This window comes from Gottfriedia acidiceleris, assembly GCF_036421055.1.
GTDB classification, from domain to species: domain Bacteria; phylum Bacillota; class Bacilli; order Bacillales; family Bacillaceae_G; genus Gottfriedia; species Gottfriedia acidiceleris_C.
This window is the reverse complement of sequence record NZ_JAZGQS010000003.1, coordinates 136,932-156,597: the sequence shown is the minus strand read 5'-3', so window position 1 is coordinate 156,597 and position 19,666 is coordinate 136,932. Positions and strand designations below refer to the sequence as shown.

Genomic DNA, 19,666 nt, shown 5'->3' with positions numbered 1-19,666 from the left:
AAAAGATTACCTTAACTCTGAGTTAGTTGCTACATTTCCCTATTAAAAAAAGAAGAAAGTGAGCTAAAAGCTCACTTTCTTTTTTAATTTAATAAGGAAGTATCTTATAAGCTAACTTATTAATAATTTCATTATATTCAGGGTATTCACTATGTAATTGCTCTTGAGTAAGTAATTCAAAGTCTTTAAAGTCAAATCCAGGTGAAACCATACAGCCTACTAATGAAAAAGTATTTTCGTCCACAACTGATGAACCGAAAATTGAATTTTTTGGTACTAAATATTGAGGAACTTCTCCATTTTCTAAATTTAGTCCTAATTTAATTTCTTCGTATCGACCATTCTCATGTATCACATGAATCGTTAATGAACTACCTGCATGGAAATACCATAATTCATCAGACTTTAATCTGTGAAAATGAGAAATATCATGTGATTGTAGTAAAAAATAGATACTAGTATAAAGCAATCTATGATCATCAAAATTTACCGTTAATTCACGATCCGATATTTGCTCCTTTGATTGATAGGTAGATTTGTAATATCCACCTTCTGGATGTGCTTCTAGTCCAAGTTTAGAGATCCAATACTCTGGATTATTATTAAACATGTTATCAATCCTTTCTATTACTCCCACCATGTTACCTTAATTTTTGTCATTTCTATGAAAAATATGTTGAAATGATCTTATTATAAAAATGAATAGTGTAACTTAGTAGATTTAACATTTTAAAAACAAATGTACAGAATTTTCCCAATATACAAATTAATAGAAATGGATTACATTAAACTTATTAAATGAAAAATATGGAGCGGAAGTTCGATGTTTAAACGGGGAATCTTATATTTAGTTGCAATTTTTACCATTTCGATCATTATTAACCAAACAATTTTATCTAAAGATGAAAAACCGGAAGTTAAATTTGAGCTAGCAGATAAAACAATTCCTTATAAAATAGCAAATTATTCTTGGGGGAAATTATTAGATAAAGTTAAATCAAAAAATGGTACAGATAAAAATATTTATGAAGAAGAAGCTATTCCAGCATTCGAAGGGGAGCTTCTAAGAATTTATTTTTCGGAACAACCCGAAAATGTGGAAATAATAGAGCATAATGGGACTAAAAAAACTTATATTTATGACCACAATCTAGATCATTACGGAAGTTACTCATTCCAACTTGGATCTAAAAAAGGGGAAAGAATATATGAGGTAAAAGGTATTTGGAAGGGGAATAATTATTTTACTTATTTGATAAAAGTAAAGGTTATATAAAAATAAAGGCATTACTTCAAAACTAGAAGTAATGTTTTTTATTTCCACTAATATTTAATAACGATTCATTTCGAAAAAAAGTATAAATGAGGTATAATATTAAATGGTAAATGTTTGGCGAAAGTCAAATACATAGTAAATTAATCGTAGATTTAAAGTTGAAAGAGAGTGGAACAAGATGGGTCGTAAATGGAATAATATTAAAGAGAAGAAAGCTTCAAAAGATGCAAATACTAGCCGTATTTATGCAAAGTTTGGACGTGAAATATATGTAGCAGCAAAGCAAGGTGAGCCGGATCCAGAATCAAACCAAGCTTTAAAAGTTGTACTAGAGCGTGCGAAAACTTATAGTGTACCGAAACATATTGTTGACCGTGCGATTGAAAAAGCAAAAGGTGGTTCTGAAGAAAGCTTTGATGAGCTTCGTTACGAAGGTTTCGGTCCTAATGGATCAATGGTCATTGTTGATGCGCTTACTAATAATGTAAACCGTACAGCTGCAGAGGTTCGTGCTGCATTTAGTAAAAACGGTGGCAACCTTGGGGTAACAGGTTCTGTATCATATATGTTCGATGCAACGGCTGTAATTGGACTTGAAGGTAAGTCATCTGATGAAGTGCTTGAAATCTTAATGGAAGCAGATGTTGATGTTCGCGATATTTTAGAAGAAGAAGATGCTGTCATTGTTTATGCTGATCAAGACCAGTTTTATGCAATACAAGAAGCGTTTAAGAATGTAGGTATTACTGAGTTTACAGTAGCTGAATTAACAATGTTAGCGCAAAATGATGTAACTCTTCCAGAAGATGGCCTTGCAAAGTTTGAAAAAATGTTAGACGTTCTTGAAGATATTGAAGATGTTCAACGTGTTTACCACAATGTAGATTTAGGTGAATAGAAACTAAGTAACAATAAACATAATCGAATAAGAATTACGCGTTCATATAGATGAATTCATTTTCATCGGTTTGAACGCGTTTTTTTTTTTGTAGGATTTCTCATATAATTTTATGATCCATAGTGGGAAACAGGAAAATATGAATCGAACAGAGAATAGTATTGTTAGTTAAGATTTGCTGAAGAGTTTCGAATATTATATTCAATTTGAGGAGATTTATACAAATGGATAAATTATTAAAAAACGGGTACAAAGCATTTAAGTACGCGGCTCTTAGAATTGGTGTATTTTTGTTAGTTTTAGCAACTCCAGTAGGTATTTTAATGAGCTTTAATGCTAATGCTGACGAGCGGCAAGAACAAGAAATAAATTATTATGAACAATCCGTTGGTGAAAAAGGATTAAAGTTAGAAGAGCAACGAAGAAATGCAGTTATACAAATTAAAAATAGCTCAACAGGCTTTGAAACCATTGCTAGCTGTGATGCTGACTCAAACTCTGTATGTGAATAAAATGATATTTAGTTTTTTAGGTAATACATATTTTTAATTTTATTTATGGGGGACCAAATGATGGAAGAGACGATTAAACAAAATAGCTTCACTCATAGGGAGCTTGCTGCTTCATGTTTTAATAAAGTTTGGGATCTACTTGAATTAGAAAATAGATCTCAAAGTGAAACAGAAGAAATGGTTCATTTATGTCATAGCTCTTTTTGGCATTGGACAAAAGTAGAGAGCCATACACCAAGAAACATATCGATTGGATATTGGCAATTATCACGAGTGTATGCTGTTATAGGGCAAGGAGAAACAGCTTTAGATTACGCAAAAAAATGTGTCAAGATTAGTTTAGAAGCAGAAGTAGAACCGTTCTACATAGCATATGCATATGAGGCTTTATCAAGAGCGTATGCGAAATTAAATCAGTCAGCCGAGAGCTTAGCTGCTAAAACTAAAGCGTATGAATATGTAAAAGATGTAAAGTTTGAAGAAAGTAAAGATATGTTGCTGAAAGATTTAGATACAATTTAAACAGTTTTTTTAGCAATTAGGCTAATTGATTTGGAAATAAACTACTGATGACTTAAAAAGGAGATCTCAAAGTCAGCGTACTTTTGAGACCTCCTTTTTTGTCTGAATTTTATAGATTAAGGCAGGGAATAAGTTTAAATAAAAAAAATCCACAAGCAAAGTTATCAGCTAGTGGACTTTCTTCATTTATCACGGTCTTTATTGAGAACGTATTTTTATTTAGATAACTTTTAAATCATAAATACTTGAAATGACCCATTTATTTTGTATTTTAACAAGATCCAGTTTTACATTACATATATTTCTACCGTTTTTATAATTTCCTTCAGGCTTTATCCCGTCAACAAATGTTATTGCGTATTTAATATGTACCGTAGTTTTATGATCTTTTTTATTTAAATGAATGACAGATAAATTATCCCCGATGAATTTTGCATCTATTACGTTAGACATTATCTTAGTAAAGTAGTAAGAGTGATTGCTGATTTTTAATGAATTTACTACAACAGAGTTATAAATCTCAACATCTTTCCACTTTAAAGCTGTAATGTAGTTTCGTACAGAATTTTGAACATTTTGTTCAATTATTAATTCTGTAGACGCTTCATCGTCCAATCTCTTCTGTTTTTCTTTTTCAATAGATAGTTTTAATGTTAATATAATAATGATGGTTATTCCAATAATTACCAAATATGAAATGTGTCGTTTTTTTGTCATATAGGACCTCTACAAGTATGAATAAATTTGGAAGATTCTAGCATGAATCTATTAAATTACTTGATGGCTTAAAAACTAAAACTATATTTAAATTATTTAGAAAATTAAAAATGGCTTTAATCAAAAAAATCGCAAGATGTAATGATTACATCTTGCTTTAAAACTGGTTATTAAATGGGGGTGCATTTAAAAAATACTAATGAAGTTATTAGTCGTTAGTATCGTTTAATTGCTTGTAATAAAATCATACCATTCGATTCGGCTTTTTTGTATTGGGAAAATTTTTTGAATATAATTTGTCTGAAAAAAAACGAAAAAGTATATTAATGTGTCGGAAAATCTAATAAAATTTAATTATTAAGAAAAAATTAAAAATATTAATATAAGAAATTAATAGTGTCTAGTCATATAAATTTCTATTTTAAATAAAGGTGAACAGGAGATTTTAATATGGATTATGGCATGATGATCTTTCATCATCGAAAAAAATTAGGATGGACCCAGGAGAAATTATGTGAAGGAATATGCTCTGTTTCGCATTTAAGTAAAATTGAAAATGGTACAAAAGAGGCTGGTATAGAAACGATTGAATTGCTTTTAAAAAAGATGCAAGTTGAAATAGATGAAAATGATAGTATAGAAGAAGTGACTGGTCAACTTAAACGATTATGGACTTCAATCGAACGAGCTGACTATGATTCTAGTAAAATGCTTTTTGAAGAATTGATCGGTAAAGAGGAAAGTATAAATTATACTAATATATCAAATGATTTTTGTATTACAATTTGGAGATATTATATTTTTATTGAAGATCTTAAAATGGCAAAGAAAAAATGGAAACAACTTGAGGCAAAAAAGAAGAAATTTTCCCAATATGAAACAATAAAATATTTGTTTACACTATCAATATATTACATAAAAGAAAAAAGATATAATGACTCTCTTCTAGTAATGGATGAAGTACAAGAAATTACGCCAAACCTCGAGATCGATTTCCAGGAATATTGCTTTTATAGAGCTTTAGTATATAGCTTTATTAATCAGACTTCCTTATCTATGTATTTTTGTAATAAAGCAATTCCTATTTTTCTACAAAACAATAATATTAAACGAATTCTTGATGCAAAAATGTTACTTTCACTTCAATTAATTAAGAGTAAGTTTTTAGATCGAGCCGAGCAATTTCTAATTGAAATACTAGATTCTTCTGTCATATTAAGTGATAAAACAATACATATGAGTGCTTTACATAATTTAGGCTTTTTATACTATCATTCTAATCAACATAAAAAAGCAATAAAGTATTATCAAGCCTATTTATCTAACATACAGGAAGGTACTGAAGAATACTTTTTAGTCATTTCAAATATAGCGAATAATATGATGATCATAAATGATTATGAGACAGCTACCAAGTTATTATGTAAGAATCTCTCCAAAATAAAGGATAAAAATAGTGCATCTTATATTCGAATGAAGGTTTTATTACTAGAGGCAAAAAAGGACGAAGCAAATTTAGTTACATATTTACGTGAAGTTGGCTTGCCATTATGGGTTCAAACCAATGACCATGAAAAATTAATCAAATACTATAATGTTGTTACAGATTACTATGAGAAACACGAATCGTTAGAAAAACAAAACATGTTATATAAAGAATACAATAGCACTTTATTAAAAATTATCGAAAGTAGGAAATAACATGATGAAAAGACTTTTCAACATTATTACAATATTGTGTTTGTTCACTGTATTATCTATTAATTACAGTCCTAATTTAGTGTCTGATGGTTCTGAGACCTCAATTGTTTCAGATGATTCAGGAACAAAACTTTATTCAGATGATAATGATTCTACAGATGTAGGATTTCAACCATATGATCGATCAAATCGTTCTTATGCAGATGAGCCAATTCATCCTAAGGTAGAAAGATTATTCTTCATAAGAACTAAATAAATCTATTAAAAAGTATCATACATTTTGTGTGATACTTTTTTAATTAGGGGGTAGGAAAGTTATGTCTTTTGAACAATGTTATAAAGTTTATAAACAAATGAAGGATTTTAAGAAAGGATGGTATATAGCTGGTGGATGGGCAATTGACCTTTTCTTAGAAAAACAAACGAGAAATCACCATGATATTGAAATCTCTATTGCTCGTAATGATCAATTATATTTTAAAGAATATTTACATAACTGGACGTTTAATAAAGTTATAAAAGGGGAATTATCAACTTGGGAGAATGAATATTTAGAATTACCTATTCATGAAATACATGGCAAAAATGATAAGACAAAAGAAGAATTAGAAGTTTTATTAAATGAAATCGAGTTAAATGATTGGAAGTTTAGAAGAGATATGTCGATTAGTTGTAAGCTTGACTCATTTTTTCGTGTTACAAATGAAGGGATTCCTTACTTGAATCCAGAAATAGTGCTTTTATATAAGGTTAGAAATACAAAAGAAAAGGATCATCAGGACTTTAATAACGTGAAAGATTATTTAAACCTTTCACAGAAAGTATGGCTACGTGAAGCAATCTTGATACATCAATCTAATCATGAATGGCTTGAAGATTTAAAATAAAAAATTTGTAGGAGTGACAATAGATGGAAGTATTGATTAGACCAGTAGAAATAAATGATGCTAAGGCACTTCATCGTATATGCACTCAAGAAAATGTTTTTCCCTATATGATATTTCTACCTAGTATGCGAGTAGACATGATGGAAAATAGAATTAGAAACTTGCAAGCAAACGAATTTGAATTTGTAGCAGAATGTAATGGAGATGTAGTAGGGTTAGTTGGTTTAGTGCAAAGAACAGGTCGCAGGTCCCATGTAGGAGATTTATTTATCGCAACTGATGGAAATCATCATAATAAGGGAATTGGAAAAACTTTGCTTACGAAAGTATTAGATTTGGCAGATCATTGGTTAATGCTAGAAAGAGTAGAGCTTGGAGTATTGGAGACAAATCCTAAGGCACAAGCGTTATATGAAAAATTTGGGTTTAAAGTTGAAGGTGTTAAAAGAGGGAATATAAAAGCTAATGGCCGATTTGTTGATGAAATTATGATGTGCCGATTTAGACCAGGTGGTCCAATTCAATAAGAATAGTTAGTAATTGCAACAAGACCTGGTTTCGATTTGGGAAGTTGAGATATGAACTAATACATTAGATGAGAGAAGAAAAAATGAAAAATATTTGTAGATAAAATTGGACCGGGCAGTGATTACCCGGTCTTTCTTACTTTTAAGTAGTTTAGTATATGCTATTAACTTCATTAGCAGCCCGTATACCAGACTCAATAGCACCTTGAATCCAGGCATGTGAACGGGAAGTATGTTCACCTGCAAAGTGCAATCTGCCTTCAGGAGAGGAAATATAAGAATTAAGTTCTTCCTCTTGCCCCGGTTCAAAAAATGTAAAAGCGCCAACAGAAAATGGATTTTGACTCCAATTAAAGGACGTTCCCGTTACAAATTCAGAATAAACTTGGTCACCCCAAATCTTAGACAAGTCCCGTAATGCATAATGAATACGTTCTTCTTCAGTTAAGGCACTTAATGTTAGAGCCTCATCTGCCCACGTATAGCTTGCCTTCACTACTGCTGGACCAATAGTGCCAATCCCAGTACTAGGATAGAGTGAGAGTCTGGTAGGTAAATCGGTTGTAGACATACCACCGAATTGACCATATTTCTCCCAAAATCTGCTTTTAAACTCAATTCCAATTTTAGTTGCAGACATGTAGTTTATTTCGCGAATTGCTTTTCGCTTGTAATAAGAAATTGAATGAAATGGTTCAATTTCCACAAATCTTAAAAGTGAAAATGGTATAGCTATGATGGCAAGATCTGCGTTCATAATGTATTGGTTTGCGGTTTTATTGTCAGTTGTTTGAATTGTTATGGAATTACCATTTTGAGTAATTCTAGTCAGTTTTTGATTGAATAGTATATTTTCCTTTAATTGAGGAAGAAACGCTTTTGGTAATAGATCCATTCCTCCTGTAATTTCATAAAATTTAGTTGCTGATTTAAAAGTGACCTGTTCCCTTAATACTTCTAAAAAGGACATTCCCATAAATGCTTCAAAATCAAGGAGCACTCCAATCATATCAACTGCACCAATTGAAAAGTACGAATTTAAAAAAGAACCAAATGAAATATTACCATACCTTTTTTCGACTATTTCCCAATTAGTTAATGGATTTTGATTAATAAAATTGATAAATGGCTGCAATGCTTGATCCAATAATACATCTGAAGTTTTTCCTTTTTCGTTTGGTGCTACTGGATAATTTAAAATGTCGGGATTGCTTTTATAGTTAACTTGATTCGTTTTTATTCCATTTGCATAAATAATATCGTTTGGGGTTTCATTAATAAATTCATTTACTGGCAAATTGAATTTTCTAATATACTCTAAAGTTAAATGATGGACATTTGGGATTCGTAATGGACCAGCATTTAAATATAACCTATCACTAAACGGATCACGTAAAGTATAGGCACGACCACCAACTCGATCATTTGCCTCGATAATGGTGACTTGATGTCCTGCATTTTTTAATAATGAAGCTGCCGTCAAACCAGCCATCCCAGCGCCTACAATAACTACTTTTTTTGAGGATACAGCTTTCCTAAGGCCGTTTTGTATGATTGAAATCATCTGATCAGTTGTTAGTGGAGAACTTGTCATCTATTCTCCTCCTTTACGATTCCTTCGTTACAATTTATTCGCAATCTAGAAAAGGTATGTAATTGATTAATTTTAGTTTGGTATTATTATTCTTTTTATAAAAATTAAAGGAGAATACTGTCAAAAAATCTAATAATTATTAGTGGATATCTCGTACTTTTTTACTTTCATACTTTAGTCGTAGACGGATTGATACTACAGGATGTTATTTAGATTATTTAATTTCCATAAAATGTGATTATTAGAAGTTTTTAATTGGAGGTTAAAAAATGAAAAAATTTATTATTTCTGCTTTATTATTGATTACCTCGGTATTCGCTCTTGCTAGTTGTTCAATTTTTAACAATGAAAAGGTAAAAGAAGAAACTATTTCTATTCATAAAGATCAAGCTAAAAAATTGGATGTTAGTTTAGATTTAGGTGCTGGAGTCATGAATGTATCTAAAGGTACAAAAAATTGGGTAGACGGAACGATCGAATATAACAATAAATATTTTAATCCGGATGTATCATATAAGCTTAAAGATTCCACGGGAGAAGTAAGAATAGACCAATCTAAAAAGCATTTTCCAAAAGTGAATATTGGTAAATTAAAGAATCAATGGAATTTGAAGCTTTCGAATAAACTTCCGATTGATCTAGATGTTAATACTGGCGCATCACAAACAAATCTTGATTTACGTGGTCTGGATTTAAATGATTTAGAAATCGAGGCTGGAGTCGGGGAGCTTAATGTTAATTTAGGTGGAAACTGGAATAAAAGCTTCGAAGCAAATATTGAAACAGGGGTTGGAAAAACGACCATTGTATTACCTTCTGATGTGGGTGTAAAGATAAATTTAAGTAAGGGGATTGGCAAGGCAAATGTAGTCGATTTAATTTCAAAAGGAAATGGTGTTTATGTTAATGAAGCCTACGAAAACGCTGATGTTAAATTAACAATAAATGTGGATTTAGGTGTCGGAGAAGTAAACTTTAAATTAGAATAACCAATTTGAAAATAATAGAAAAATAGTTTCATAAAAACTTTTATCTCTAAGGAGGAATTCAGTGCTAAAAAATGCAGTTGATTCAGTTATTGAATGTATGGCATCAGGTAAGGGGATGTCTGAAATACAAAGAATTCAAACAGAACATCGCTTTAAATTAGTTGGATTTTGGAATATAGAAAAGGGTAGTAAAGTATTAGAAATAGGCTGTGGTCAAGGAGATACGACTGCCGTTTTAGCATATATTGTCGGGGAAAATGGATTTGTTCATGGAATCGATATTGGCCCACGAACATATGGAAGTCCAATTTCATTAGGAGATTCTGCAGACTTTCTATTACAATCGAATTTAGGTAAACAATTAAAGATAGATTTTGAAATTGACATAGTATCACCATCTATTGATTTTCAGGAAAATCAGTTTGATTATATTGTTATGTCTCACTGTTCTTGGTATTTAAAATCACATGAAGAATTTATTGCTGTTTTAAAAAAGATTAAAAAATGGGGGAAGAAATTATGCTTTGCCGAATGGGATACAAGAATTAGCTCAATTGAGCAATACCCACATTTATTATCTATTTTAATTCAGGCTCAGTATGAGTCTTTAAAACAAAATAGTGAATCAAATATTCGTACCCTTTTTACTCCAAATGATATTAAAAATATTTGTAAAGCTTCAGGGTGGAACATAATGATTGAAACATCTATATTCTCTCCAAAATTACAGGATGCTAGATGGGAGATTAATAAGACTTTGGCGGATATCGATATTGAACTCAATAATATCGAAACTATGCCTAGTAAATTAAATGGACTTATTCGATCAGAAGTAAGAATGCTAGAAGAGTCTATTACTTCCAATGAAATCAAACCATTATCAATCGTTGCATTTGTAGCGGAATAAAACTTCAAAATCAAAAATGAAAAGCATCTAGATTCTAGATGCTTTTTTTACTATTGAGGATGATAATTTCTTTGATAAATATAAGGATAATTTGAGTGGTAATACGGATATAAGTAGATTGCTTCAACAGAAGAAAGTGGTACAGTGACCTTTTTATAGGCTCGGTATCTAGGGCGAAAATTGTCTCCACCACTTTGTCGTACTTCAAAATAACGAGATTCAGTTGCGCCGAGGTCTTCTGGGACGAGTAAGTCCGCGCTACTCGAATTGTTATCTAATAAAACCCCTTCTAATAAAGCTCTTTCAGAAGTTTGAAACACTACATGGCATAGTTTATATTTTTTGCATTTATCTTGCATATTTCGAATATGGTAACTTTCCATGGAATCCCGTTGCCATTAATCTATACTATCTATAGATTCATGTTTGCTTCCCTGTTCTACGTGTCCAATTTTGGTCGTCTGTTATTATGCCTACTCACTATCATGGTTCTACCCAATGCCACTTTCGCGAGCTTTCTAGATTCACAGTAAGTAAAATATTTCTATCGTGAAATTATGATTTGGTAGCAAACAATTAGGCAACGTTACCTCCTTTCTAGTTATAAAATTTTAGTAGTTTTTTACGGAATTTAGTTCTTTGCTTTAGTTCCTACCTCCATTTCAAATGTACTCATTATTAAATGTATGATTTCAGATAAAGGACTAGAATATTGTCCAAACTAATTAATGTTAAGAACAACGAATAAAAAAAAGAACAAGATGTTTCCAAGATGTAAACTTTTTGCATTTATAGTAAAAACGTTTAGTAATTCAATACTAAGCCATCTATAATTTTTCCTAAGGAAAATATTAAAGTTTAAATATAATAAAAACATAATTATGAATTTAGGTGAGGTAATTGCAAGGAAAAGTATTAATTGTAGATGATGAAAAAAGTATTGTTGATCCGTTAACTTACGCATTTCGTAGAGAAGGATTTATTGTAGAAAATGCGTTTAATGGAAAAGAAGCATTAGATAAAATTTCAGATTTTAAACCAGATATTTTAATATCAGATATTATGATGCCTGAAATGAACGGCTTGGACCTATGTAAACAAATAGGAAATAAGGAAGGACTTGGCATTATTTTACTTACAGCTAAGGATGATATTATTGATCGGGTTTTAGGGTTAGAGTTTGGAGCCGACGATTATATAACAAAACCGTTTGATATTAGGGAATTACTTGCTAGAACTAGATCTTTACTTCGAAGATTAAAAAAACAATCAACACCAGATGAAAAAAAGAGCATTTCAATTAATAAGCTACAAGTAATTCCTTCTCAGAGAAAAGTGACAGTTGATGGCACAAATATAGAATTAACTCCTAAAGAATTCGACCTTCTAGTTTTATTAATTTCTAATATGGATCGTATTTTTAGCAGAGATGAATTATTAGATTTAGTGTGGGGAATGGAATATATTGGTGGAACGAGAACAGTCGATATCCATATACAACGTTTACGTAAAAAATTAGGTAATTCTTATCAACATCTCATTCAAACTGTTTTTGGAGTTGGATATAAGATATCTAGTGAAAATAAATGAAACTAAGTATTAAAGTTAAGTCGAGCTTATTTTTAGCGATGCTTTTAATCGGAACTGTCATTGTATTAAGTATATTAGTCTTACAGGGTATCAAACAAAACCAGCAAAAACAAACTGAAGAAACACTTGCTAGGCAAAGTAAATTAGCAAATGTATATGTAAAGCAAGTTTATTTAAGTCAAACATCAGAAAATCCTCAAGATTTTTTTAAACGATATGGTCGGGAAATAGCTAGACAGATTGGGATTATTAGTAGTCTTCATGTCACAATTTTTAATATGTCTGGAAAAGTTGTAGGAGATTCTCTTCCATTAGAATCTACAAGAGACGTAGGAGATACCTTAAGTTATGCGTTAAAAGGTAAAATTGCATATCAGGAGAGCGGTGAAACATTAACTTATTTTGCACCAATTTATAATGCTACTAATCAAATTGGGGTTGTACAGTTCGATTATTCATTAATTAATAATCAGAAGTTTTATGATAATACAATAAAACTGTTTATTAAAATAGGTTTAGCAACTACGTTTCTTAGTTTTATTATTGGATATTTCTTTTTTAATTCTCTTGTTATGAGTATTTTAAAACTTAGAAAAGTAACGGAGGAAATTCAATTAGGAAACTATCCAGATCGTTCTACTTTAAGTAGAAAAGATGAGTTGGGTTATTTAAGCCAAGCAATTTACTACATGAGTAATGAAATTCAAAATAATATAAAAGGCATTCAACAAGAAAAAGAAAATCTACAATTAGCTGTTGAAAAGCTTAAAGTTTTAGAAAAACAACAAAAGCAGTTTATTGGTTCAATTACGCATGAGTTTAAAACCCCACTTACCGTAATTAGAGCTTATATTGATTTATTAGACATGTATTCGGACGATCCTAAATTATTAGAAGAAGCAATAAGTAATATAGGAAAAGAATCACTTCGTCTTTACGATATGGTTGAAAAAATATTAAAGCTAGCAGAACTTGAGAAGTATGACTTTGAAATTGTAAAAGAAAAAGTCGATGTATATTCCCTTTTAGAAGATATTTGCTTAAGAATGAAAGGAAAAATGACTAAGTTTGGTTTATCTATTCGTACAAATTTTGAGCATGCAACGATTCTTATTGATAAAGAAAGCTTTACATTAATCATAATGAACTTATTAGATAATGCCATTAAATATAATAAAACAAATGGTGAGATAAACGTTTCGAATTGGATTGAAAATAAGCGTTTAGTTATTAATATTTCTGATACGGGTATTGGTATTTCATCGGAATTACAGGATAAAATATTTGAACCATTTTTCACCGTAAATAAGGATCGTTCTCGTCAATCTGGAGGATCGGGTTTAGGGCTTGCTTTAACAAAGGATTTAATTGAAAAGCAAAATGGTACGATTCATGTTGAATCGATAGAAGGTAGCGGATCAAATTTTATCATTACATTTCCGTTAGCGAATTAAAAGTTTACAAATTGGAAACATGGTATGTTAAAAAAAGAAACATTCTAAACGTATCATAAAATTTGTACAAATGTAGGAAGGTGATGTGATGTATAAAAAGTACATGATCAAAGTATTTTTTCTAGTTAGTACAATACTATTAATAGCTGGGTGTGAAAGTCAAAATGAAGAGATAGTAATTGAAAAAAAACATAAAAAAATTACCGTATTAACAGGGAATGAAGAGGTTGTAACAAATGATTTAGCCCTTGAGAAAATTGATCGTTATGAAGGAATTCGTGGTACGGATTGGTTGGATAATCATACAATTTTAACTGAACAAAAAAATATGAAATTACCAAAATCAGTCATGACAGATAATGGTGACTATACTTATCACATTAATTTATTCTCATATGATCTAAACACAAACAAATCAAAAGCATTAGCAAGTGAGGAGCATGATCAAGTAGGTGCCATAATTTCACCTGATAAAAAGCATATTTTTTATAAACAAACTGAGGATGGGAATTCTGGTACAGGTTATATTATAAATTCTGACGGAACTGGGAAGCTTAAAGTGTCAGAGCCTGATACCATTTATGCATTTGCGACAGAAGGACGATGGATCGATAATCAAACCGTCATTTATTCAACTTTATTTCAGCAAATGTATTCGGCAGATCTAAATGGACAAGTAAAAAAGATTGATGCAAACTCTGATAAAGTTCATCTATTAAGAAAAAAATACAATGAGCAAAAAGTTGAATGGGTTATTCCATCTCCAGATCAAAAGCAATTTGCTATTGTTAGAAAAATTGCAGCAACCAAAAGAGAGTTGTTTATTACCGATGAAAATGGAAGAAAAACCGTATCATTAGCTACGGGAACTCAAATTTTCGGTGCAGGTTGGTCGCCAAACTCCAAAACATTAGCTTTTTCTGTAATTTCGGAAGATAAGGGAGAAAGAGGATTATTTGTGATTGATGTCAAATCTAGAAAGATAACACAATTATCGACTGATTTAGACGAAATTGCTGGGCCAATTACTTGGAGTCCATCCGGTAAAAAAATATTGGTTTCTAAAGTGATGTTAAAAGATAATCTAAATGAATTTGTGGCATATGTATTAACGTTAAAAAATTAAGAAACGAACTAGGTTTCTTCTATAGAAAGTGAGAGTAAAGCTCACTCTCTCTTTTTTCATCTTTAAGTAAGTATAAATTGGCAGTGAGAACAAATTTTAGGAATAAAGTGTAAATGCAACTACGTCTCTGTCTTCGCTTAAGCTCGTCAGTAGTCGGCTTTTTTAGCAATTTCATGAAAATCTTTGTCTAAATGTAGTAGGGAAGGTTTAGGCATCCGTACTAAAGAGAAATAGAATTTTTTAAATTTCTAATAATCGAAAATATATTTCTAGCAAAGATATAAAAAGGAGAAATAAAAACATATGAGGAGTCGGAAGGATAAAAATACTGAAAAAAGAAATGGTAAAAAAATATTTATTTGGATGATGATATTAGTTCTATTTGGCTGTTTATCAGGATTTAGTTATTTTGTTTATAAGAAAGTTTATGTTGAAAGCAATTTAGTAAAAAACGAGACTAAAAATAAAGTAGTAGAAAAACCAAAATCAATAAAAAAACCTGCCATAAAGCCACCAGTACAAAAACCAGAAAATAACAATACCGCAAAACCAGAAAACAAAGAAACGACTATAAAAATTAGTGCAGCTGGCGATTTTACACTTGGATCAGATGAGGATTTTCAATATATTAATTCTTTTCCAGCAGAAGCAAATAAAAATGGATTAGCTTATTTTACAAAAGGGTTAAATAATATTTTTAAACAAGATGACTTATCAACTGTTAATTTAGAAACGACGCTAACGAATGCAAAAATAAGAGCAGCTAAAACCTTTCGCTTTAAAGGGAATCCTTCTTATGCCAAAATATTAACTTTAAGTGGTATTGAAGCGGTTAATTTAGCTAACAACCATAGTCATGATTATTTCCAAAAAGGTTTTGAAGATACGATTAACAATTTGAAAAAAGAAAATATAGGTTATTTTGGCTATAACGACCAATATGTAACTACGATTAAAGGTGTGAAAGTTGCTGCACTAGGTTATGAAGGCTGGAACGATTCACCCGACTTAAGGATTAAAATTAATAATGATATACAAAATTTAAGAAAAAGTGGTGTGAAAATTATTCTAATCCATTTCCATTGGGGAGTCGAACGTGATTACGTACCAAATAGTACTCAAAAGAATTTAGCACATTATGCAGTCGACCATGGAGCAGATTTAATAGTTGGCCATCACCCACATGTTGTACAAGGAATTGAAGAGTATAAAGGGAAATTTATCGTATACAGTTTAGGGAATTTTATGTTCGGCGGAAATAAAAATCCAAAAGATAAAGATACATTTGTTTTCCAACAAACATTTCATCTAAATAATGGGGTACTAACAAATCAAAAAGAAATAAAAGTCGTTCCATTTTCAATTTCTTCAGTATCTAGCCGAAATAATTACCAACCATTATTTTTAAAAGGCTCTGAAGAACAAAGAGTTAAGAAAAAAATAATTAATGTTTCAAATAAGATACATGGATCCAGTTGGACTCAATATGAAAAGTAAAAAGAGCAATCCTTTAATGGATTGCTTTTTGATTGCTGATATAAGAATGCTCAATCGTATATTAAATTATTGAGAAGTTAAAAATAGTTAAGAACTAATTTGTAGAAACAAAATTATAAAATGATTATTATATACGATAATTTTTTAGATTAAAAGTTATAGGTACAAGTCCTTATTTAAAATGATAATGCTACTTTTTGGAAGGAATTTCTTCTTTTATAACGAATCAAAAGAATAACCTAATAGTAAGTTGATTGCCAAATAAAATTTAGGAGGAATAAGAAATGAATCTACAGTTGATTGAATTCCTTAGTATTATTTTCGTATCCTTGATTTTATCTGTTTGGGTAGAGGTTAAAATGCAAAATAAAACACACAATGTATTAGCAACAATGTCGATTGCATTTAATATTAACCTATTTATCTTAGGCATAGCGAGTATTTGGTGGATCCTTAATGCTAGTGATAACGCAAGTATAATTTTAGGTGTTCAGTTATTATCAGCTGCCTTTTTTGGAATTTTATTAATTAATATCGGAGTATACTTTTTTGTTAGAAATAGAGTAGTTTCGTAAATTTATTATGCTCGATTAAGTTGTTTAGTTTAGATAGACCTTAATTTAAATTAAGCATTACTCTATTTTAAATGAGTAATGCTTTTTATATTTGCAGATTAACAAGTAGAAAAAAGGAGAAATTTATGAAATTATACATTAGTAAAATGACAGAGTCTTACGCCACAGAAATTCTTAATTGGAGTTATGCACCACCTTACGATTTTTATAATAATGAAATAAGCAATGAAGGACTAGATGAACTAGTAAATAATCAGTATTTAGCAGTAATTGATCAAGATGAGAACTTGATTGGCTTTTATTGTATTGGTTATTCAGCTCAAGTACCAAAAGGGAACGAGTTTGGTGTTTATGAAAAAAGGATGGTTGATATCGGTTTAGGGGTTAGACCAGATTTAACGGGGAAAGGGTTTGGCAGTGAATTTTTCAAGTTTATTCTTAAAAGAATTCATGAAACGAGTAATCTTTCTACATTCAGATTAACAGTTGCTAAGTTTAATAAAAGAGCGATTCGGCTTTATGAAAATTTTGGATTTAAAGAGGAAAATGAGTTTTGTACTGAGCGTGCTGAATTTATAACAATGATTAGTGGAAACAAAATATCCCCTAGACTTTATTAAATGTCTGGGGGATAAAACTTAGCTCATAAACTCACTTACTATTAAATCATAGCGGTATGGTGTAACTTCTTCATTGAATGAAAACACTGTATCTGCTTCATCTTTATTTGTTACAAGCTCACCACGGGCAACGGCATGTAACTCTAATAGTTCATAAAGAGAAATACTATTCTTTTCAGTCATAGCTTCAGTTAGTATTGCTAAACTATTCGAATTGCTTTTTGCGTTGTTATAGTACTCAATATTGTCTTGTAAACCTAAATCACACCAAATAACCTTCTGTTCGAAAGTATCAAAAATTAGTGGAATACTAATTTTTTGGTCATTAGCTAGATCGAAGCGATCCATTACAGTACTTGGCTCAAAGACCTTACCTGACTTAATATCGTCTCGTAGCATCCATCCAGCAAAACAACTAGGTAAATTACAAAATGAATGATCTGAATAACTATTTACACTTAATACAACATACCGTATTCCATTATTTTTAAGAGTTGGAATATGGCAGTCTATGAATTCACTAGCACCTTTAGGAGCACTTGTGAAATCACCACTGTGATAACATTTAAGCCGTTTATTTTTTAGCTCATAGTAAGAGATATCACTTATATAATTAAAATGATCATCGTAAAACACTGCACTTAAATCTATATCAACAGTTCCTGTATGTACTCCATTTACATCGCCTTCTTTCCAATAAAGAAAGAATCTAATAATATCACCTTCACCAATCGGAATATTTGAACCTCGGGGTATTGTTCTAAGTGCCTTACTTGCCGAGCGCAATCCATTAGGTAAGGTAAAGTTACGATAGGTCTCATCAATCCATACTTTGCCAAGAGATTCTTTAACAGAAAAACGTTCGGACAATGTTTTTTTAACAATATTTAAAACAACTTCGATTATAACTTCACTAAGTTTTGTTAGATTATTTTCAATTGCATAGAGCTTCGCAATATTTCCTTTAGGAAAAAAGGTGCGAATTCTTCTCTCATCATTACGTTTATTAAAATGACTCCATAAACTCAATAGAACCGGAGTTGACACATCCTTACAAACGATTGAAAACTGTGAAACAATATATTGCTGATCATTATCTTCAGTAAATGAACGTAAAACAAAATCTAGTTTTCTAGCAAACTCACCAGGGCGTTTTATTAATTCACTTGTTAATTTAATGAGATTCTTTTCACTTGAATATTTAGTGATTTTACTTTGGTATGTACTTATTTTTTTTTCGTTTCTAAGGATATTGAATAAATTTGCAGCGTGCGGAAAACGCTTCGAATATTCGCCAGGATGTAGTTTTTCTCCAATTCTAATCCAAACGTTTCGTTTTTTAACCATCTCTTCAATTGCATGAGGGATGTTATTTAACAATGAAAGTACTAATTTACGTTCTTTTCTACTAAATGATATAAATTTAGTATTTATGCTTAAAGAAGGATCGCCATCACTTAATGCAACACAAAAGCGTAAAATATCTGTTGCTGTTTTTAAATAGTTTGCGACTTCATATTCACTTATTTTTTTAGATTGATACAATAGCTTCAGTACGGTAACCATTTTTTCTTTTGATAAAAATAGTTCTGGTAATAAGTTTAGTGGTTTATTTTGAGTTGAAAGTACAATCTGGATATCCTCAATGTCTTGGGATTTAAAAGAACCAGTACTATCAATTAATTTTTTAATAATTTGAATTAAATCATCTTGTCTTGCAAGTTTAATTATTTTTAGGTCTTTTTTATTTCTAAGTGGTGGTCTATTTTGAATAAGGGTAAGAGGCTGAACATCAAATGTATAGTACAATAAGCTGTTCATATATAAATCCGCTTCATCAATTTTCATTACGTCATTAGGGAAATTTTTGTAAAAAGGAATGTGGTCAACGTCATAGCCTAATTCGTGAGTAATCATTTCCTTGAAATCGAGAAACCAAGCAATAAATGCTTGATCATTCCATGTTTGTAAAATTTCGATAAGTTCAAGTGAAAAAGTGTAACCGAATGCTTCAAGCTGCTTCAAGGCTGTTGCCAGTAATGGTTTTGGGAGGTTGTGTTCTTGTTTTTCGATATAGAGGGAATTTTTTCTTCGGAAAAGGATGTATGTTTGATTCATGTATGGCCTCCAAGTTTTATAATAAAAAAAACGAGGGAATTATTGAATCTAGAAAAAGTACTTAGAGTACAAACCTGATAGAAGGAAGATTCAATATAGCCTCGTAACCTTATCAATTCTGATAAGGAATACAGGAAAGGGACTCGCTAGACGCTC

At 30.7% G+C, this 19,666-nt stretch carries 21 protein-coding genes; 16 read left to right on the top strand and 5 right to left on the bottom strand.

The window, feature by feature from the left end; genetic code table 11:
• Positions 1-88 precede the first annotated feature (88 nt).
• The gene (locus tag RAH41_RS05665; RefSeq protein ID WP_331221190.1) at positions 89-610 is read right to left on the bottom strand and encodes a cupin domain-containing protein; all 522 of its coding nucleotides are present in this window, start codon (positions 608-610) and stop codon (positions 89-91) included.
• A gap of 213 nt (positions 611-823) precedes the next feature.
• On the opposite strand from RAH41_RS05665, the gene RAH41_RS05660 reads away from it, so the two are divergent.
• The 4 genes from RAH41_RS05660 to RAH41_RS05645 all read left to right on the top strand — a co-directional run bounded on the left by RAH41_RS05660 (position 824) and on the right by RAH41_RS05645 (position 3,208).
• Positions 824-1,276 carry a hypothetical protein gene (locus RAH41_RS05660; RefSeq protein WP_331221189.1) on the top strand — a complete coding sequence of 151 codons (453 nt, stop codon included), beginning with the start codon at positions 824-826 and terminating at the stop codon, positions 1,274-1,276.
• 178 nt (positions 1,277-1,454) lie between these two features.
• Entirely contained in the window at positions 1,455-2,174 is a 720-nt protein-coding gene (locus tag RAH41_RS05655) for a YebC/PmpR family DNA-binding transcriptional regulator (protein WP_331221188.1), read from the top strand.
• A 224-nt stretch (positions 2,175-2,398) separates the two neighbouring features.
• On the top strand, positions 2,399-2,686 hold the full coding sequence (locus RAH41_RS05650) for a hypothetical protein (protein WP_331221187.1): 288 nt from the start codon (positions 2,399-2,401) through the stop codon (positions 2,684-2,686).
• 60 nt (positions 2,687-2,746) lie between these two features.
• Positions 2,747-3,208: a hypothetical protein gene (locus tag RAH41_RS05645; protein ID WP_331221186.1), complete on the top strand. Its 462-nt coding sequence runs from the start codon at positions 2,747-2,749 to the stop codon at positions 3,206-3,208.
• A gap of 219 nt (positions 3,209-3,427) precedes the next feature.
• On the opposite strand, the gene RAH41_RS05640 is transcribed toward RAH41_RS05645, so the two are convergent.
• Positions 3,428-3,925, bottom strand: coding sequence for a hypothetical protein (locus tag RAH41_RS05640; protein ID WP_331221185.1), 498 nt, complete (start codon positions 3,923-3,925; stop codon positions 3,428-3,430).
• A 450-nt stretch (positions 3,926-4,375) separates the two neighbouring features.
• Between RAH41_RS05640 and RAH41_RS05635 the strand changes: the two genes are divergently transcribed.
• From RAH41_RS05635 to RAH41_RS05620, 4 genes are all read left to right on the top strand, one after another.
• Positions 4,376-5,626, top strand: a complete 1,251-nt coding sequence (locus RAH41_RS05635) for a helix-turn-helix transcriptional regulator (RefSeq protein ID WP_331221184.1) — start codon at positions 4,376-4,378, stop codon at positions 5,624-5,626.
• A 1-nt stretch (position 5,627) separates the two neighbouring features.
• Entirely contained in the window at positions 5,628-5,882 is a 255-nt protein-coding gene (locus RAH41_RS05630; RefSeq protein ID WP_331221183.1) for a hypothetical protein, read from the top strand.
• Between the two features lie 61 nt (positions 5,883-5,943).
• Entirely contained in the window at positions 5,944-6,513 is a 570-nt protein-coding gene (locus RAH41_RS05625) for a nucleotidyltransferase domain-containing protein (protein ID WP_331221182.1), read from the top strand.
• Positions 6,514-6,536: 23 nt separating this feature from the next.
• Positions 6,537-7,040 (top strand): GNAT family N-acetyltransferase, encoded by a 504-nt coding sequence (locus tag RAH41_RS05620; RefSeq protein WP_331221181.1) that lies wholly within the window; start codon positions 6,537-6,539, stop codon positions 7,038-7,040.
• Between the two features lie 151 nt (positions 7,041-7,191).
• On the opposite strand, the gene RAH41_RS05615 is transcribed toward RAH41_RS05620, so the two are convergent.
• Complete coding sequence (locus tag RAH41_RS05615; RefSeq protein ID WP_331221180.1) at positions 7,192-8,634, bottom strand: flavin monoamine oxidase family protein; 1,443 nt, start codon at positions 8,632-8,634, stop codon at positions 7,192-7,194.
• A gap of 269 nt (positions 8,635-8,903) precedes the next feature.
• On the opposite strand from RAH41_RS05615, the gene RAH41_RS05610 reads away from it, so the two are divergent.
• Both RAH41_RS05610 and RAH41_RS05605 read left to right on the top strand, forming a co-directional pair.
• Positions 8,904-9,623 carry a toast rack family protein gene (locus RAH41_RS05610; protein WP_331221179.1) on the top strand — a complete coding sequence of 240 codons (720 nt, stop codon included), beginning with the start codon at positions 8,904-8,906 and terminating at the stop codon, positions 9,621-9,623.
• A gap of 61 nt (positions 9,624-9,684) precedes the next feature.
• Positions 9,685-10,530, top strand: a complete 846-nt coding sequence (locus RAH41_RS05605) for a class I SAM-dependent methyltransferase (protein WP_331221178.1) — start codon at positions 9,685-9,687, stop codon at positions 10,528-10,530.
• Positions 10,531-10,580: 50 nt separating this feature from the next.
• Here the strand turns inward: RAH41_RS05605 and RAH41_RS05600 are convergent, their stop codons facing one another.
• On the bottom strand, positions 10,581-10,913 hold the full coding sequence (locus RAH41_RS05600; RefSeq protein ID WP_331221177.1) for a hypothetical protein: 333 nt from the start codon (positions 10,911-10,913) through the stop codon (positions 10,581-10,583).
• Between the two features lie 517 nt (positions 10,914-11,430).
• Here RAH41_RS05600 and RAH41_RS05595 point away from each other — a divergent pair.
• From RAH41_RS05595 to RAH41_RS05570, 6 genes are all read left to right on the top strand, one after another.
• Positions 11,431-12,120, top strand: a complete 690-nt coding sequence (locus RAH41_RS05595) for a response regulator transcription factor (protein ID WP_331221176.1) — start codon at positions 11,431-11,433, stop codon at positions 12,118-12,120.
• Positions 12,117-13,574 (top strand): HAMP domain-containing sensor histidine kinase, encoded by a 1,458-nt coding sequence (locus RAH41_RS05590; protein ID WP_331221175.1) that lies wholly within the window; start codon positions 12,117-12,119, stop codon positions 13,572-13,574. The genes RAH41_RS05595 and RAH41_RS05590 overlap by 4 nt, the downstream gene beginning before the upstream one ends.
• Positions 13,575-13,662: 88 nt before the next feature.
• Entirely contained in the window at positions 13,663-14,700 is a 1,038-nt protein-coding gene (locus tag RAH41_RS05585) for a hypothetical protein (protein ID WP_331221174.1), read from the top strand.
• 303 nt (positions 14,701-15,003) lie between these two features.
• Entirely contained in the window at positions 15,004-16,197 is a 1,194-nt protein-coding gene (locus RAH41_RS05580) for a CapA family protein (protein ID WP_331221173.1), read from the top strand.
• Between the two features lie 284 nt (positions 16,198-16,481).
• Positions 16,482-16,772, top strand: coding sequence for a hypothetical protein (locus tag RAH41_RS05575; RefSeq protein WP_331221172.1), 291 nt, complete (start codon positions 16,482-16,484; stop codon positions 16,770-16,772).
• A 125-nt stretch (positions 16,773-16,897) separates the two neighbouring features.
• Complete coding sequence (locus RAH41_RS05570; protein WP_331221171.1) at positions 16,898-17,392, top strand: GNAT family protein; 495 nt, start codon at positions 16,898-16,900, stop codon at positions 17,390-17,392.
• A gap of 18 nt (positions 17,393-17,410) precedes the next feature.
• Here RAH41_RS05570 and RAH41_RS05565 read toward each other — a convergent pair whose 3' ends face one another.
• On the bottom strand, positions 17,411-19,510 hold the full coding sequence (locus tag RAH41_RS05565) for a cytoplasmic protein (RefSeq protein WP_331221170.1): 2,100 nt from the start codon (positions 19,508-19,510) through the stop codon (positions 17,411-17,413).
• Positions 19,511-19,666 lie beyond the last annotated feature (156 nt).